Origin of the sequence: Acidicapsa ligni (assembly GCF_025685655.1) — a bacterium.
Taxonomy (GTDB): Bacteria; Acidobacteriota; Terriglobia; order Terriglobales; family Acidobacteriaceae; genus Acidicapsa; species Acidicapsa ligni.
The window spans coordinates 1194315-1212139 of the sequence record NZ_JAGSYG010000001.1 but is presented as its reverse complement, the minus strand read 5'-3'; the positions used below and the strand labels follow the sequence as shown (position 1 = coordinate 1212139).

Sequence of the window (17825 nt, the reverse complement as noted above, 5' to 3'; positions counted from 1 at the left end):
GGGGTGTTAGCATGGCTGCGAATGGAGAAAGTTCAGTGAACCGTCCCTTTTTGAAAACATTTCCAAATTTCCTTTCGCTGCTTCTTTGCGTTGCTCTTGGCATATCCTTTGCGGGCGGCGCATTGCATGCGCAGAGCACCCCAGGCACGCAGCCGGCTCGCGCACCGTTCCAGGCCGTTTTCCGTCTGGATGGCGGAGATACAACCTATGCCTTTGGCGTGAACGAGCGCGGTGAGCTACAGCAAATCTACTGGGGCGGCAGGATCGGAGCCAGCGATACCATCGCTCCACCGAAATCCAATCCGGACTGGGCCTCCTTCGATTCTTCCTATAACAACACTCCGCAGGAGTACGCAGGATGGGGCACTGGCCTGTTTCATGAGCCTGCTCTCAAGGTCACATTTGCAGATGGAAACCGTGATCTGGTCCTGCATTACGTCAGCAGCTTCAGGTCCGATGAGCACTCGCTCGATATCATGTTGAAGGACATCAGTCGCGCCGTTTCAGTCACTCTGCATTACAGGATCGATCCGGCTACCGGCATTCTAGCCCGCTCGGCGACAATTGAAAGCCATGAAGCAAAGCCCATCATGATCGAGCAGGCTGCTGCCGCAGGCTTTGCCCTGCCACCAGCTCACTACACTCTGAGCTACCTGAGCGGCCGCTGGGCTGGCGAGTTCACACTCAACCAGGAGGCAGTTCGCCCTGGCCAGCGCATTCTCGAGAGCCGCCGCGGCTCTAGCGGCCACCAGATCAATCCCTGGTTCGCCATCGGTAAAAATGATGCGGCCGATATAGTTGACGAAGAGCATGGCGAAGTCTGGTTTGGCGCGCTCGCATGGAGTGGCTCCTGGCGCATCACAGTCGAGCAGGATCAGCTCGATGCTGTCCGCGTCACCGGCGGCTTCAACCCGTTTGATTTTGGCTATCCGCTCAAGTCCGGCGAAAAGCTGGAAACACCCGTCTTCTACGCGGGATACACACACAACGGCATGGGCGAAGCATCTCGATTGCTCAATCACTTCACCGTCTCCAATATCCTGCCCGAAGCGCCCAATCCACGCCCGCGCCCAGTGATCTACAACTCCTGGGAAGCCACCGAATTCAACGTCACCGAAGCCGGACAGGAATCGCTCGCCGAAAAAGCAGCAGCTCTGGGTATTGATCGTTTCGTGATGGACGATGGCTGGTTTGGCCAGCGTAAGACCGACCACGCAGGTCTAGGAGACTGGTACGTCAACAAAGAGAAATTCCCCAACGGACTCAAGCCTCTGATCGATAAGGTCCACTCGCTCAATATGGACTTTGGCCTGTGGGTCGAGCCGGAGATGGTCAATCCGGACTCCGACCTCTATCGCAAACATCCCGAGTGGGTCCTCAATTTTCCGGGTCGTCCCCGCAGTGAAGAACGCAATCAGTTGATGCTCAATCTTGCGCGCCAGGATGTGCGTGATTACGTCTATGGCTTCCTCGACAAACTGTTGACCGAGAACCAGATCGCCTTTCTCAAATGGGACTACAACCGCAACTGGAGCGAGCCGGGCTGGGATCAACTGCCACCCGATGAACAGAAGAAAGTCTACGTACAGTTCACGCGCAATCTGTACTCTATCCTCGCGGAACTGCGCGTCAAGCATCCCAATGTTGAGATCGAGAGCTGCTCCGGTGGCGGTGGCCGTGTAGACCTCGGCATCCTGCATTACACAGATGAAGTCTGGCCATCGGACAACACCGATCCGCTCGACCGGCTCACCATTCAGGATGGCTTTACCTACGCATATCCCGTACAGGTCATGATGGCCTGGGTGACAGATTCGCCCCACTGGCTGAATCAGCGTAGCACCTCGATGGCCTATCGAATGCTGGTTTCCATGCAGGGATCGCTGGGCATCGGAGCCAACCTCAACAAGCTCTCCGATGCAGATTTGTCTACGATCAAGCGGCTGACCGGTGCCTACAAACAGGTACAGAAGACCATCACGCAGGGCGATCTCTACCGGCTCATTTCACCGACGAATGGAAGCGAGTTCTCTGCCACTGAGACCGTCTCGACCGATAAATCGCAAGCCGTCTTCTTCGGATTTGTGCACTCTACGCAGGAGGGTCGCACCTTCCCTCGACTGCAGCTGCTGGGTCTCGATCCCGGAGCCGTATACACCCTGAGCAGTATTGAGGGCAACACGGTGGAAGGCACCCCCGTAGTGGCGTCCGGGGCCTGGTGGATGAACCACGGCGTCAACCTGCAACTGAAAGGCGACTTCCAGGGTGCTGCCTTCAGGCTTGAAAAAAAATAAGCTCCGCCGACGCGAAGGTTGTCGGCGAAGCTTGAATTGTTCGAGTTACTTCGACGGAGGAAATGCTTTTTGTACGACCAAAGCTTTATCCGACGCCTGGTAAGCGGGCTGCGAGCTCTGAACTCGGAGCAGCGCAGCCGCTTGAACTTTTCCACTGGAATCCGGGTGGCTGACCTTCGTCGAGGCAGCCGCCCCTAGAGGCTGATTGGCGTAAGCCCGCCGTACATCTCCGACATGAGCCGCATTTGTTTCGAGGTGGGGCTGGCTCAAAGTACCGACTTTGACTTTTGCCTGGGAGGAAAGCGCTTCTGTCTTGGCGGGCACAGAGCGGGTTAGCTCACCGGCGGCCTGAACCCGATTTTCCTCTCCCACACCACGACCACCAGCAGTAATCAGGGAAGCTGGTCTAGCCATAGCAGCCTGTCCGACCAATGTTTGACGCACTACATTTTCATCTTCATCCGCAATCGAGATGTACTTCACATCTAGATTGGCGTTAGCTGAATCGGCTTGCTGTACCGCCGAGTTTGCCCCCCGCGAAATCACGAGGACGCCGAACCCTGGCACGAAATCGTAGTTCGGCGCTGAGAGCGTACCGACATCACCCTTGATCGCATAGTTGGCTTCCGGACTGCTGACTCTGGCTGTCGTAGTCAGAGAGGCTGTGCCTGAAACCTGTGCCGAGACGAGTGTTTCTCCGTTCACCAAGCCCCGAATCGTGTACTCAGTCATCTCTGGCACCACTCCCGCCATCGATTGCATATTGGCCGGGACGATCGTCAGATGGGCCTTTTCCACGGAGAGGCGATCAAAGACCACGCTCGATTCCGGATCACCGGCAATCTCCGCCTTCACATTGAAATTGCCTAAGACACTCCCAGTAACCGTCACCGAAGCCAGACCATCGCGATCCGTCATCGCCGAGGTTGAACTAAGCGTAAGTTCAGCGCTCGGATGAAAGTCGATCCTCACTCCGGAAAGAACGTGATGCGAGATAGGATCCATCACCCCAACCACAATCGGAGCCGGAAACACAGACATGTAAGGAGCCTGCTGGGTAGCACCGGAAACAATCTCCAGGATCGTCTGTCCAGATGCCTGCCTGGAACCCTGTCCAGTAGCAAGAGCAGTCTGAGCAGAAAGCAGCATGGCAACAGTAAAGCCTGCGCGATACAGATGGCACAGATTCAATCGAGTTGATATTTTGGGCGATCGTTCAGGAAATGATTTCATCGTGAGTCCTGCTAACTTTCCTGGGCCAGAGTGGCTGCTCTCCAGTTGCAGCAGCTACAGAATTTAGAGGGATTTCTAAATCAGATACGCCCTATCGCAATCCTTAGCCTGTCGCGTATCCGGGGAGACAGCGAACGAAGCAATACCCCTCCACACAATCTTGTCTGCAACTTTCCGTTCCCACAATGGCTAGTTAGGAATCTCAAATGCGCATTCCAGTAATCATTACCGGAATCTATTCGTTCTGAATCCTCATGCACTCTCTACTCTGAGCCTCATTTAGGGAATTCTCATGGCTGTCATCGCCAGCTTTGCGATAGCAGCCTCGCGTGGATCGATTAGACTTTCTGTAGTTTTGAGAAATCGTTTACTGGAGGCTCCATGCCTATCGTTATCGGCGTTGATTTTGGCACATTGAGTGTCCGCGTAACCCTCGTTCACAGTCAGAAAGGGCCAATCGGTACTGCTTCCGCCGACTATCCGCTCAACCGCCGCCGAGAAGATCCCGATTTTGCAACGCAGTCGCACTATGACCAGATGAATGCCCTGGTGCAGGCCACTCATTCCGTTTTGGAGCAAACCGGCGTGGCAAGCGAAGATATCGTCGCCCTGGCCCTCGATACAACTGGCTCCAGCGTCATTCCTGTCGATAAAAATCTCGAGCCGCTTGACGACTACTATCTATGGTGCGATCACCGCGCAAAGGCAGAAGCTGAAGAGATCACAGCCAGGGCTCATGCTGCAGGCCTTGAAGCGATTGACTGGTGCGGCGGCGTTTATTCGCATGAGTGGGGATTTGCCAAACTGCTGCACTGGTTGCGCCATAATCCCGACAAGCGCGAACATTTCGCAACCGCTCTGGAACATTGCGACATGGTTGCCGCCACACTCTCCGGAGTAACCTCAGTTTCGGGACTGAAGCGCAGCGTTTGCGCGATGGGCCACAAGTGGCTCTGGAATCCGAAATGGGACGGCTACCCAGCGGAGGAATTCCTCTTCTCTGTCGATCCGCTGCTGGCAGGAGTGCGCGAAAAACTGGGCGGCGAATTTCTCACTTCTAATAACATTGCTGGACATCTCTCCTCGGAATGGGCTGTGAAAATGGGCCTGCAAGCAGGAATTCCGATCCCGGTCGGCGCCTTTGACGCACACTGGGACGCCATCGGCTCGCACATCCGCGAGGGCGATGTGGTCAACGTCGTCGGCACATCCACATGCATCATCGCCATGGCCAGGGAGACCGAACTGGTCCCTGGCGTCTGCGGAGTCGTACCCGGTAGCGTCCATCCAAGTTATACGGGCATCGAAGCAGGGCTTTCCGCAACAGGAGATATCTTCGAAGCCATTGCTCGTCGCGCAGGAAGCACCGTCGCCGCACTCTCCAGTGGACTCGGAACCTATCGCGCTGGACAGACCGGCTTATTGCGTTTGAGTTGGGATAACGGAGACCGAACCGTGCTTGTAAATCCAGAGCTGGGCGGCATCACGCTCGGCTGGAATCTGCTGCACACCGCCCAGGACGAGTTGTTCGCAGCCATCGAAGGCACAGCATTTCATACCCGCATCATCCTCGAACGCATGGCAGAGCATGGAGTACGCGTCGATCGCGTCATTAACGCCGGCGGTATTCCGCAAAAAAACGAAGTCTTAAATCAGGTCTATGCAAGCGTACTTAACAAGCCAGTGCTCGTGCCGGCAGGAGTGCCGACCAGCATTGGATCCGGCATCTTTGCCCTGCTGGCCGCGGGCGTCTATCCCACGATTGAAGCCGCTCAGGAAGCAGTCTGCCTTCCGCTGCGCACGGTCGAGCCGGACCCTGCATCCGCCCTCATCTACGAACAGCTTTATCGGCACTACCGTAGCGTGTACTTCACACTCGGGACCAGGGATGCAGCGCCAATCGCACTCGGCGCAGTCATGCCCGCTCTTCGCAGCATCGCTTCCGCCCATGCCACTTCTCGGGCCCAGGCCCAGGCTCAGAAACCAGCGTGAAGCAATCGCCACTACGGGCACCGCAGAGAAATATCCGTGGCGCCCGTAGCATGCGTTTAGCTTTGTTTATCGATACCAGTTACTCAGCAGCCCAATACTTACTGAAGCCCGCATACTCCGCAGGAACAGTCGCGAGAATCTTTCTTCGCAGCTCAAGCAAGTCCACCGATCCCAGCGTCTTGTACAACACCTTGCCATCGGGTCCGAGCAGAATCGTGTATGGGACAGCCGACTGCCATTTAGGATCGAATGCCGCCTGCAATCCGCTCGTATCATCCGTAGCGAACATCAGATTGTGGCTGGTTGCATGTTTCTTCTGCAACATACGCATCACCCCAGCCTTTTCATCCGGCATGTTCACCGATATAGTGACCAGGTCAAAATCGCGATCGCTATACATGCGATATGTGTCCTGGATATCGGCAAATTCCGCGATGCACGATCCGCACCATGTTGCCCAGAAACTGATCAGAGTAACCTTGCCGCCAGCATTGGCCCGCAGTTTCTTGAGCCCTGCCGCATCCACTGTATCCAGATGAATCGGCTGTGCATTCAGCTTCTCTTCAGCCACTTCCCGCATCGCCGCCTTCTCTGCCCATTTGGTCGAGCAGCCGAAGGTTCCGGTGTGATCAACCGCAACCGCTTTACCCGCCAGCAAAGCATCGATGGCGTTGCGTGCATCCTGCGTCTTCACCATTTCCACGCGGTAGTTATTGTCGATCCGCCCCTGATAGCGCAGGTGTCGCGTCTTATCGAAGATGAAGATATGCGGAGTAGCCTGTGGACCGTAAGCGCGCGTTACAGCCTGAGTATCGCCGTCATATAGATAGGGATAAGTCAGATGCTTGTACTTCACGCGAATCTTCATCTCTGCCAACGTATCGCTGGTGTCCGAGGAATCCAATTCATCGATCGTCAGAGCCTTGGGATCGTTGCCCTGGACTGCGACAACAGCCACGCCACGCTTGCCGTAATTGTTATAGAGCTGCTGAATACGCTGCTCATACACCTGCGCAATCGGACAGTGATTGCAGGTGAAAACAACCGCAAGCACTGGGCTGCTGGCGTAGTCGCTGAGCTTGTGAGTCTTGCCGTCCACGCCGGGCAATGCGAAGTCCGGCGCAGGCGCTCCCAACGCAAGAATAGGATGCTGTTGCGCAAACAGAGAGGGCGACATCAGCAACATCAGAATCGCAACAACAAATCCTGGCTTATGAAGTCCATGCTTATGAAGTTTGGGCGTATACATCGCACCCATTCGGCTCACAACAAAAGTTTCGCTCATACAATAACTCCCACGTAGACGTTACAAACTCAATTACTTTGTCAGGCCGCTCGAAGCAGGCGCAGGCTGCGGAGTTACATCCGCATCAACCAATCCCATGGACCACTTGATCGCCTCGACATACATCTGCTGCAATCTCGGATCATCCCAATTATCTTCCGGATGACCGAGCGTTGAATAATACACACGGCCCTTCCCATACATTTTGGCCCATGTAACAGCAAAATCTCTATCCGTACGATGCACCCGCGGATTGGCAAGATCAAGCTTGCTCGCATCCAACCGCATCAACACACGTACTTTATCCCGCGAAAAACTTTTCATCTGGTAAATCTCATCGCGCAGGACAAAGGAATGCGGCCACTGCTGCATGCCCGGAAACTTAGGATCCTCAACCACAATCGGCGCGTTGAAGGTCATCCACGGATGCTCATCAAAAGTTCCGCCGACCATATCCACGAATTCTGGCCAATGCGTGAACGTAATCGCCGCGCTGTGTACGCCCACGAATCCCTTACCCTCATCATGTACAAAAGACAACAGCGCAGCCCGCTGCTCTGCATCCATCTCCAGGTCGCCACCAGTGAAGAAGAAGACCGCGTCAAAATCATTGAGATTCTTCGCGTTGTATTCCAGCTTCTTCTTGGTCAGCACTTCGGTATCCGTGCGAATCGTAGTCTCCCATAAGCCGCTCTCATGTCCCAGCCGCTCGATGGTCGCCATGGCATGCGAAACCGATTCATGCCGATAGCCCTTCTCTTCTCCGAGCACCAACAAATGCTTCTTTGGATGCGCATCCGGAGTTCCGTTTTGCGCAGTGGATTGAGCGACAGAAACAACGGAGGCGGCAATACAAAGCAGTAGTACGCCAATTCGAAGAGCTCTCGTAGAGTGCGACAAAATTCCTCCGTTAAACTTGCGGCCTCAGTTTCTAATGTTTCAAAACTAAGTCGATATGCTTACTAATCAATCACACGGCAGATAGGCTGTCAAGAATTTCGCATGGACAGCGCATCAGGCCGTTGGAAGCGGAAGCAGTACCGACGACAATTCCTCCAGCGCAAGGGCAATCGCGCCCCACAGCGCCGCCCGGTCGCCGAGCTCGCTGGCCGCCACCCTGGGCACTGCAAATTCGCTGCTCTCGAGCTGCTTCTGCACAGATGCAATCAGTGTCGGATGGCTCCCCACCTCACCGCCTAGCACGATCAGGCTCGGATTGAGCACCAGCGAAAGATTGACCACCACGTCAGAAACAATGTCCGCTCTTTGCTGCACAATCTTCTCAGCACACACATCGCCGACCTGCGCAAAATCCAGAATCTCCTTCACCGTGATAGCTTTCCGAGGCGTAGAACCATCTGCAGACTTCGTAGCCGCTTCGTGCCAGCTTTTGAGAATCCCTGAGGTGGTGAGAACAGTCTCCAGTTCGCCAAACTCATGCAACGTTGGCTGCCTGCGCAGGATCGAAGGTAAGCGCAGGTACGCGATCTCTCCAGCAGACCATTGCGAACCATGATGAATGTGGCCACCCAGCACGATACCCGCCCCAACATTGGTGCCGATACGAATGAAGATAAAGTCCCGTTCGTTCTGCGCAGCGCCTGAATAACGCTCTCCCTGGGCGGCAAGATTGGTGTCGTTTTCGATAATGACTTGGCAGCCCACGACCTTGCTCAACATGGTCCGCAAGGGTACCGACCGCCAATTTTCGAGAGTACTGATCGAGAGCACAATCCCGTCAGCTACGTTGGTAATTGCCGGGACGCCCACTACCAGCATCAGCAGTTGCTCACGCGTCTTTTTCTGCTGTCGCAGCAGCACACGCACCGAATCCCCGATATAGCCGCAGACTGCCTCTGGAGTCGTCTTTTGCTTTGCCAGCAAAAAATCATGAGAATCGAGCTCTTTTCCGTCCAGGTCGGTGAGTAGAAAAGAGAGTCTGTCCGCTGCAATTTCCACGGCCAGAATGCAACCGCGCTCCGCTTTGAAGCGGATCATATCCGGCGGGCGACCGCCGCTGGATTCCCCTTCCCCAAGTGGCTCGATCAGATCTTCAGCAAGCAGATCCTTCACTACGTTTGTGACCGTGGGCGCGCTTAGACCCGAGGCGCGAACCAGGTCTGCCCGCGAACAGGAACCAGCCTGACGCAACAATTTAAGAATCGTCTGCGCATTTGCGTGCCGTAGCACGGAGGGTCTTCCAATTGGAATGGATCGTTGTCTCAAATTGCCTCGGGAAACCAGCCTAACAGTTAAAGCAAGTGAATCTGTTACTTGTCGCATTCGCAATTACCCTTAAGTCTCATATTTGCGAAGTTGTCCTTGCTTTCGGGCTACCAAGGAAGGATACTAAAGAATCATTACGAAGTATACGTATCCGGCGCATACATCGTCGCAGCATTTTGCGCCAAACTCGTTTTTACGAAATCGTAAGACATCCTAACCAAAAACGAAACGCAGCAGGACCAGGAATCAGTGATGGAAGAAGTAACGAAAGCGGCACCACGTTGGATCTCAGGCATAGAGCCCTCAAAAGAACTACTCGCAGCCAACGGAACCCAGATACTCGAGATCGAATGTCGCGAACAGCCAGCAAGGTTGCGCGACCTGGTTCGCAATTACAAGGAAGATACAGAGATTCGTGCTGAATTGAAGAAATTCAGCACGCTTGCCAATACGGCTGGGCCGATACTTTTCATCGGCATGGGCGCGTCTTATTGCTCGTCGATCAGCGGCTCTATTTTGCTGCAATCCCATGGTAGACAATCGTTTTCTGTCGATGCCGGCGAGTGGCTACATTACGCCCAGCCGATATGGAATGAAGCCGCGCTTTCCATCTTGATTACGACATCCGGCGAGAGCGCTGAGTTAGTCGAGCTATTCAAAAAAGGCGGCGACCGGCCGCGTGGACTTATCTGCAACAATCCTGCCAGTACATGCTGGAAGCTTGCGGAAAACAAGATCCCCATCCTCGCAGGCCCGGAGTACGGCAACGCAACCAAGACATACACAAACTCCACTGCAGCAGCCATTATTCTCGCCTCTGAAATAGCTGGCCTTCCGTGGGCGGAAGATGCCGAGAGTGTTGCCGAAATATTTGCCCGCAACCTCGACCCAATCTTTGCAATGCGCGGAGAGTTGGATGAGTTCTGCCGGGGCGCAGCGAATATCGAGATTATCGGGCGAGGTGCGGCCTACGGCGGAGCGATCATGAGTGCGCTATGCATCCGCGAAATGAGTGGATTTCGTGCTGCCCCGCACACCGGCGCGGGATTCAAACATGGCCCCAATCTCGATGTGGATGGAACACATGTGGCAATCATCTTTGCATTGGGGCGAGCTGCCGAGCTAGGCGTCAAACTCGCGCAGGAGTGCAATCGTCGCGGCGGAAAAGTCGTGCTTGTTTCAAACAAGCAGCATGATCGCACCGCGCAACTCTTCCCTGTCCATATAGACGCCGTACCTGAGCCCTGGGAGGGCATAACTTCGTTGCTCGTACCGCAGGCCCTCACGCTGGCAATGGTCGAGCGAATGGGTTGCAGATTGCCGCCTCGTTTTCAATATGGAGTGATGGAACAGTAAGTAAAGAAGCAATCATTCAAGCATCTAACTTTGCCCCGCGAAAGAGGAAGACCTTGTCGGATTCCATCGTCATTCCACAAACACAGGTGAACAGCAGCTTTCTCTGGCGAGTCTCTTTCATTGCTGGCCTTGGAGGAATTCTCTACGGCTTTGATATGGGGATCATTGCTGCCGCGCTGATCTTTGTTCGCGATTCTTTTGCACTCTCGACTCGCATGGAAGAGTGGGTCGTAAGCATCGTGCTCGTTGGCGCAATGACCGGTGCTGTCGTCGGAGGCACGGTTGCCGATCGCATCGGCAGGCGCTCCACGCTTGTATGGGGCGGTGCGATCTTTATCATCGGTTCCATCCTTGCGCCGCTTGCGCCCAATGTAGCCACCCTCATAGTTGCCCGCGCACTGCTTGGAGTAGCCATCGGATTCACATCCGTCACAGCTCCTGTGTACGTCTCTGAGCTTGCCCCGCCACAATCGCGGGGAAAGCTCATCGGCCTGTATCAGTTCGCGCTCACGATTGGTATTGCACTCGCTGACCTCGTCGGTTATTGGCTCGCGGGAGCACACGCATGGAGATGGATGTTTGGAATTGGCGCCGTGCCTGCAGCGCTGTTTCTCGTACTGATACTCACGCTACCGGAGAGCCCTCGCTGGCTGTATGCACAGGGCAGAGTTGCCGATGCACAAGCTGTTCTGCGTAGCTATACCGATGAAATCGGCGCGGCGTTATTGCTCGATGACATTCGCACCGCATTGCTAGCGAAAGTGGAAACACGCTGGCGCGCACTCTGGAGCCCAGCGGTTCGCAAGTCACTGCTGATCGCGGTTGGGTTTACTGTCCTGCAGCAAGTAACCGGCATTAATACGATCATTTACTACGGCCCGCAGATCTTTTCGCTTGCAGGCATCAAGTCAAACGAGAGTGCCATCTTTGCCACCTTCCTTGTTGCTGCAGTGAATGTGCTGGCAACGATCATTGCCCTGGTGCTTGTCGATCGAGTTGGGCGCAAGCCACTTCTCTATGTCGGCGTTGGAGGCATGACAGCCTCGCTCTTTGTGCTCGCATATTCCTTTCACAATGAGACAGCGCTTGGTTCATCGCTTGGCATTGTCGCAACAGCATGCCTCATGGTCTACATCACCTGCTTCGCATTCAGCATGGGCCCCATTGCGTGGATTCTCGCGTCAGAGGTCTTTCCGCTGCGTGTACGCGGTCGCGGAGTAGCGGCTGCCACACTTGGCTCGGGGGCATCGAACTTCCTCGTGTCACTCACATTCTTATCGTTGATCAAGACGGCAGGAAATGCGATGACATTTGCCATCTACGGCGTCTTCTGCATTCTCACGCTAATCTTCGTGCGCTTCATTGTCCCCGAAACCGCAGGGCGCGAGCTTGAGAGCATCAGCGTCAGACCCAATACGATTACGGAATAACCCGGCTATCAATTCGCACCGCGAAGATGTAAAGATCGCGCCCGAACCGCACGAGGCATTTTTAGAATGACGCAATTGCATGACGTTTCTTTGACACAGATAGACCACACGAATCAGAACAGCTACGTCGTAGGCGTAGATATAGGCGGGACCAACCTGCGTCTTGCACTCACAGACATGTCCGGCACAATCGTTGCCAGGTGGTCCACAGGAACCGTAGGCATTCGCGAGGCATCACGAGTAGTCGAACTGATCTGTGACGGAGTTGATCATCTACTGCAACAAGTCGGTGCGTCCCGTAATTCTCTGCGAGCCATCAGCGCAGGAGCACCCGGCATCACGAATGTTGACGATGGCATCGTTATCGCGACCTCATACCTGATGGGCTGGCGCGATGTTCCCTTCCGCGCCTTGCTTGAAGATGCGCTTGGTATTCCCGCAGCGGTAGATAACGACGTCAACCTCGCGGCGATTGGTGAAAGCTGGGCTGGCGCCGGGGCAAGCACCCGCGACTTTGTCTTCCTTGCTATCGGCACTGGCGTTGGTGCAGGCATTATGCTGAATGGCCGTCCATTTCGCGGCATGAGTTGGACGGCCGGTGAGATCGGCTACATGCTCGTTCCCGGTACCCCGGAGAGGCCTGCAGATCTGGGCCAGCCAGGCGCGCTCGAAACCATCATCGGGGGCGAAGGCATCAAGGATCAATGGCGCAGCCTTTGGCGCGCGGACAGCACCGCTCTACCGCAGGAACTCACCGCTACGCAGATCTTTGATCATGCTTTACAGGGGGATGCTCTTGCCCAGACAATTTTGAATCAAACCGCACGTCTACTCGCCAACACCATCTACAACATCTCCTTGGTGCTGAACTGCCCCCTCTTTGTTCTCGGCGGTGGCGTTGGTATTCATCCAGCTCTGCGGGATGCCACGCAAGAGATTCTGCATAAGTGGGGCACCAGAGTGCAGCCGCAGTTATTGTTGAGTACTCTTGGAGCAGACGCGCAATTGATGGGAGCCATTCGCCTCGCGCTCGACACAGCGCAGGAGCACGAAGCAAAGACGCTACGCTAGACCCGAACGACCTTTACCCCTCGGTTCGTAAAGGCAGCCACAGTCTCGTCCGTTGCGCCTGTATCTGTGATCAACGTATGTACTTCCGAGATGGGGCAGATGAACGCGGGACTAACTTCGCCTAACTTGCTTGAGTCCGCGACTACGATAACCTGCTTGGACTGCTTAAGCATCTTGCGAAAGACGAGCGCCTCATCTGTCTCAAGTGTTGTAGCCCCTCTCTCGACGTCTAGCCCGATCACACTTAAGAAAACCTTGTCCATGTACACATCATTCAAAAAGTTGAGCGCTGCATTCCCGGCTAACGAGAAAGACCATTCCCAAGAAATCGTCCCTCCAGTTAGATAAGTGCGAATGCCGGGTTGATTGCATAACTCCATCCCAATGTTGATAGCGTTCGTCACGACCTGAATATGATTGCGATGACGAAGACTGCGGCCGACAGATGTCGCAGTAGTGCCCGCCGTAAGCCCGATAGTTTCATGCTCCTCGATCATCTCCGCCGCTGCGAGCCCAATGCGGCGTTTCTCATTGGCAAACCGCTGCTCTCGCGCCTGAAAGAATCGATCATAACGAAAAGGCTCATACAGCAAGGGCTCAAGCAGCGTGGCCCCGCCATGAGTGCGCCGGATAAGTCCGCGATTTTCTAGAAACACCAGATCGCGGCGAATGCTGGGTGCCGAGGAACCCACTTCCGCGAGAATCTCTTCAATAGAAGCAGTCCCCGTTCGCAGAAGGAACTTCATGATCTTCTCTACACGGTCGTTCAGTTGGGTTGGCATGATCGAGCATCTACCCGGAGAGTCAAAGATTGATATGCATTTCTACATGACATTCAGTGCTGAATGCTACAAAATAATCAGAGAATTGATCTCTTGCCCTCCGAATGATCAGATATGCATTCCCGCACACAATAGCTTTATCGATAACTAAGATGTTTTCCATTATTACTATTTCAAGTACGTTACCTATCGCCCAAGCCCTCAAAAAGAGTTATCGCTAACGTTGAAGACGCCTTCATTCGAGCGAATAACTACCCCACTGCAGGGCCTAAGACAGTCGATTGTCGAGCATTCATCTCAATTTTCTGTCAGCTTTTTGAAATCTCTAAACGACGATTTTTCTGGCACTTCCGCATTTGAGATTCTTTTTGGAACAAGTAATTCATCAACGTCTAAATAAATTTTCATTTTTTTCTTGTGTGAAGAATGCGAACGCGCTATTGTTCGCTTACTGGAATCTGCTCATTTAGCCGTCAAATGATCAACCACTTGCAGCTAATGATTAGTCCTAATCAAAAAGCGGCCAGGGTTTTCAGCGTTTCAAAACTGCATAACTTCACTTATCCCAAGGAGCCACATGCGCAATTGGAAGAATCCCTTACGAAGTCCTGGCATCGGTGGACTGATTCTGTCAGTTCTGATGATGCTATGTCTTGTTCACGCTCAAGCACAGACCATCACAGGCTCTCTCACCGGTGTGGTCACAGACGCCAAAGGATCCGTAGTAGTTGGAGCAAAAGTCAACGCTGTGAATGTAGCGACAGGTGTAACTACCTCCACGACAACAAACGGCTCTGGCATTTACAGCATCCGCTTCTTGCAGATCGGCCAGTACAAAGTATCTGTAGAAGCACCCGGCTTCAACAAAGCAGATTACGGCCCATTCTCTCTGGAAATTGATCAGACAGCCAAGATTGATATTCCCTTGACCGTAGGCTCGGCCGCGACCACAGTAACAGTCGATGAGCAGATGCAGCCGATCCTCAATACAGAGAGCCCGACACTCGGCGAAACTTTCACCGAAAACACAATCAACAGCATTCCGCTCAATGGTCGTGACTTTACTCAGTTGACCGTGTATACACCGGGCGCTGTCGCGCCGGGCTTTAGCTCTTTCGGTGGAGGCGACTCCAATGAACGCGCCGTTGACCAAGGCAACGAAGTTTCCGTGAATGGCAACCGTCAGGAATCAAACAACTATCTACTCGACGGCCAGGAAATTAACGAGAACATCAACAACACACTGGGCTACAACCCAAGCCCAGATGCCCTGGAACAGATCCGCGTTATTTCATCGAACGCCAACGCCGAATTCGGCAATGTCAACGGCGGCACGATTCTTGCAGTTATGAAGAGCGGTACCAACAAGTTCCACGGCAGCGTCTTCGCATTCCTGCATAATTACAATCTCGATGCGAACAGCTGGGGCAACGACAACAACATCGTTCCACTGCCTAAGAACCCATACACCAATACGCAGTTTGGCGGCACATTCGGCGGTCCTATCTTCAAGGACAAACTGTTCTTCTTCATCGATTACCTGGCTCTTCGCTATCACGGAGCTGGTGTAACCACCGCTGATGTAGCTCCGGCAGCTTTCCGCACCGGTGACCTCTCTTCGCTCGGATATCAGCTTTACGATACCCAGCACCTTGGTCCAGATGGCAAGCCTATTCCATATGTCAACAACCAGATCCCGATCACTAACCCGGTAGCGAAATATCTGTTCAGCAATACCAAGGCCTACCCGCTACCGAACCATGCTCCTAACGCCAATGACCCACTCGGCATCCAAGGTAACTTCGTCGGCCCGACAGGTTCATTCAGCAGAAATGATCAGGGGGATGTAAAGATCGATTGGAAGCTCAAGGACAGCGATAGCTTCGCCTTTCGATACTCTCAGGGCTATGCTCAGGACGGTCAAACTACCGATCCGCTCCCGGTACAATTCCCAATTGCCAATAATTACCCTGACCACTTCTTCGATACCAACTGGAGACACACCTTCTCTCCCAGCATCGTGAATCTGTTTACTGCCAACTACGGTCGCATCCGCTTTAATAACGGCGTTTCGACTGATCCCAGCGGCATCTTCGGACTCACCGGCAATCAGCTCGTTGGAATTCCCGGCAACCCGCAACAGACTGCTGGCTTTAGTTCGCAGAACATGAATGGCACCGGCGGCGCGGGCCACCCCGATGGCTTCGGTACCAACCCATCGCCCGAAATTTTCATCGACAACATCTTCGGATACTCTGACTACCTCACCTGGCAGAAGGGACGCCATCTCCTGAAGTTCGGTGGTGAATTCCTTCGCTATCAGCAGAACAGCTTCTATCCTGGCAACGATGGCGAATTGGGAGCCTTCAACTACAACGGTCAATTTACTTCGAGCCCCTTCGATGCGAGCAGCACGCCCTATCCGTTTGCTGACTTCCTGGTTGACCGCGTACAGGACGTGCAGATTGGCGCCGTTACTGGAAGAACCGGCCAGCGTCAATGGCGCGACGGCATCTTCGCACAGGACGACTTCAAGGCGATGAGCAACCTGACTATCAACATCGGTCTCCGTTGGGAGTTTGACCAGCCGATCTATGAAGTCAACAACAAAGAAGCCAACATCAACATGCAGACCAAGCAGATCATCTATGCCGGCGTCGATGGCAACAGCCGCGCTCTATATGATCCGACTTACACGCAATTCCAGCCTCGCGTTGGATTTGCGTACCAGCCCACCCCTAAAACTGTAATCCGCGGTGGTTATGGTATCTCCAGCTACATCGAAGGTACCGGCGCCAACCTTCGTCTGACACAGAACCCACCTTTCCACACCGACTTTGAACAGATCGCCACAAACCCGGTTGGAACGGCAGACAAAAAAGGAAACGTCATAAGCTATTCGCCCGGAGTATTTTTCCAGGCTTCGAATGGCTTCCCAACGGCTCAAGTTCCGACCACCACCTTCTATGTGTGGCCAAAGAACTTCAAAGCGGCCATGACCCAGGAATTCAGCTTGACGACAGAGTATGAAATCACCTCGACTTCATCCCTCCAGGTCGGCTATGTGGGCATTCTTGGCCACCATCTCACTGATCCCTACTGGGGTAATCAAGATCCCGCAATTGGCGTCCCTGGGCCCTACGACAACATCGTGGGCGAGGGCGGCGTGATCAAGATCACCGGTACAGAATCCGCGAGCAACTACAACGGCCTGCAGGCGATTTTCCGCCAGCGCTATAAAGCTGGTCTGGAGTTGACTGCCAACTACACATACTCCAAGTCGTTAACGGATGACATCGGTTTCTACGGCGTCAGTAACATCGGAAGCGGCCAGTACTATCAGCAGAACGCTTATGACATGACCAATGAATGGGGTCCTGCAGGTTCGGATACCCGTCATAATATCTCGGTCACTGGCGTTTACGAGTTGCCATTTGGCCAGGGCAAGATGTTCGGTTCACACTGGAACTATTACACCAACTCCCTGCTCGGAGGCTGGAAGCTCAGCGGTGCCGACGTCTACTATTCTGGCTTCCCAGTAACAGTCTCTTCCCCTGCTCATTATTCGAGCACGGTGAACGCATATACTGGCGCTGCTCGACCTAACCAACTTAACCCACTCCACCCCGTCCACCGGTCCATCAGCGCTTATTACGGTACCGAGGTCCAACCCGTAACTAAGAATGAACTTGTAAACGGTGTGTCAACACCGGTCGTGCTCTCAGCTTCCTGCGGTCCCGATCAAACCGTTAATGGCCAAGGTCTACCTTGCGTCTACCAGGAACAGTCTAATTTTGGTTTTGGAAAAATGCGGCCCGGTTCACTTCGTGCTCCCAGCTTCCAGAACATCGACATGTCCCTCGCCAAGACATTTGGCGTATGGCGTGAAAACAAAATTGCCTTCCGCGTCGATGCATTCAACCTCTTCAACATCGCCGACTATGCTGCGCCAGACAGCGGTATGACCGACAGCAACTTCGGTCAGATCACCGGCACTGTCAACGGCAATCGCTCACTCTCACTCTCACTCAAGTATCAGTTCTAATTACTTGACTTGTTGTTCACCCACTCGCCGCAACCGGTACCATTGGTTGCGGCGAGTTTTTATTTGCAGGCTTAATACAGACTCTCTAATTCGGAACAATTCTTTGAGGAA

General features: G+C 53.9%; 11 protein-coding genes. 6 read left to right on the top strand and 5 right to left on the bottom strand.

Features of this window, described 5'->3' with window-relative positions:
- Nucleotides 1-35: 35 nt before the first annotated feature.
- A complete protein-coding gene (locus OHL19_RS04810) occupies nt 36-2294 on the top strand; it encodes an alpha-galactosidase (protein ID WP_263356460.1) in 2259 nt (752 codons plus the stop codon).
- Nucleotides 2295-2339: 45 nt separating this feature from the next.
- Here OHL19_RS04810 and OHL19_RS04805 read toward each other — a convergent pair whose 3' ends face one another.
- On the bottom strand, nt 2340-3527 hold the full coding sequence (locus tag OHL19_RS04805; RefSeq protein ID WP_263356459.1) for an MBG domain-containing protein: 1188 nt from the start codon (nt 3525-3527) through the stop codon (nt 2340-2342).
- A gap of 381 nt (nt 3528-3908) precedes the next feature.
- Here OHL19_RS04805 and OHL19_RS04800 point away from each other — a divergent pair, with 381 nt between their 5' ends.
- Nucleotides 3909-5519, top strand: a complete 1611-nt coding sequence (locus OHL19_RS04800; protein ID WP_263356458.1) for a ribulokinase — start codon at nt 3909-3911, stop codon at nt 5517-5519.
- 79 nt (nt 5520-5598) lie between these two features.
- On the opposite strand, the gene OHL19_RS04795 is transcribed toward OHL19_RS04800, so the two are convergent.
- From OHL19_RS04795 to OHL19_RS04785, 3 genes are all read right to left on the bottom strand, one after another.
- Nucleotides 5599-6804: a redoxin family protein gene (locus OHL19_RS04795; protein WP_263356457.1), complete on the bottom strand. Its 1206-nt coding sequence runs from the start codon at nt 6802-6804 to the stop codon at nt 5599-5601.
- 33 nt (nt 6805-6837) lie between these two features.
- Complete coding sequence (locus tag OHL19_RS04790) at nt 6838-7704, bottom strand: ThuA domain-containing protein (RefSeq protein ID WP_263356456.1); 867 nt, start codon at nt 7702-7704, stop codon at nt 6838-6840.
- A 114-nt stretch (nt 7705-7818) separates the two neighbouring features.
- The gene (locus tag OHL19_RS04785) at nt 7819-8994 is read right to left on the bottom strand and encodes an ROK family transcriptional regulator (RefSeq protein WP_263356454.1); all 1176 of its coding nucleotides are present in this window, start codon (nt 8992-8994) and stop codon (nt 7819-7821) included.
- 288 nt (nt 8995-9282) lie between these two features.
- Here OHL19_RS04785 and OHL19_RS04780 point away from each other — a divergent pair, with 288 nt between their 5' ends.
- The 3 genes from OHL19_RS04780 to OHL19_RS04770 all read left to right on the top strand — a co-directional run bounded on the left by OHL19_RS04780 (nt 9283) and on the right by OHL19_RS04770 (nt 12887).
- A complete protein-coding gene (locus tag OHL19_RS04780; RefSeq protein WP_263356453.1) occupies nt 9283-10386 on the top strand; it encodes an SIS domain-containing protein in 1104 nt (367 codons plus the stop codon).
- A 53-nt stretch (nt 10387-10439) separates the two neighbouring features.
- Nucleotides 10440-11816, top strand: coding sequence for a sugar porter family MFS transporter (locus OHL19_RS04775; protein WP_263356451.1), 1377 nt, complete (start codon nt 10440-10442; stop codon nt 11814-11816).
- 66 nt (nt 11817-11882) lie between these two features.
- Nucleotides 11883-12887 (top strand): ROK family protein, encoded by a 1005-nt coding sequence (locus OHL19_RS04770; protein ID WP_263356450.1) that lies wholly within the window; start codon nt 11883-11885, stop codon nt 12885-12887.
- On the opposite strand, the gene OHL19_RS04765 is transcribed toward OHL19_RS04770, so the two are convergent.
- Nucleotides 12884-13669: a DeoR/GlpR family DNA-binding transcription regulator gene (locus OHL19_RS04765; protein WP_263356449.1), complete on the bottom strand. Its 786-nt coding sequence runs from the start codon at nt 13667-13669 to the stop codon at nt 12884-12886. The two genes, OHL19_RS04770 and OHL19_RS04765, sit on opposite strands and share 4 nt — an antisense overlap.
- Nucleotides 13670-14246: 577 nt before the next feature.
- Between OHL19_RS04765 and OHL19_RS04760 the strand changes: the two genes are divergently transcribed.
- Complete coding sequence (locus OHL19_RS04760; protein ID WP_263356448.1) at nt 14247-17714, top strand: TonB-dependent receptor; 3468 nt, start codon at nt 14247-14249, stop codon at nt 17712-17714.
- Nucleotides 17715-17825: the final 111 nt, after the last annotated feature.

Coding starts and splice junctions, on each gene's coding strand:
- OHL19_RS04805 (WP_263356459.1), bottom strand. CDS start 3,527: ATGAAATCATTTCCTGAACGATCGCCCAAAATATCAACTCGATTGAAT.
- OHL19_RS04800 (WP_263356458.1), top strand. CDS start 3,909: ATGCCTATCGTTATCGGCGTTGATTTTGGCACATTGAGTGTCCGCGTA.
- OHL19_RS04795 (WP_263356457.1), bottom strand. CDS start 6,804: ATGAGCGAAACTTTTGTTGTGAGCCGAATGGGTGCGATGTATACGCCC.
- OHL19_RS04780 (WP_263356453.1), top strand. CDS start 9,283: ATGGAAGAAGTAACGAAAGCGGCACCACGTTGGATCTCAGGCATAGAG.
- OHL19_RS04770 (WP_263356450.1), top strand. CDS start 11,883: ATGACGCAATTGCATGACGTTTCTTTGACACAGATAGACCACACGAAT.
- OHL19_RS04765 (WP_263356449.1), bottom strand. CDS start 13,669: ATGCCAACCCAACTGAACGACCGTGTAGAGAAGATCATGAAGTTCCTT.
- OHL19_RS04760 (WP_263356448.1), top strand. CDS start 14,247: ATGCGCAATTGGAAGAATCCCTTACGAAGTCCTGGCATCGGTGGACTG.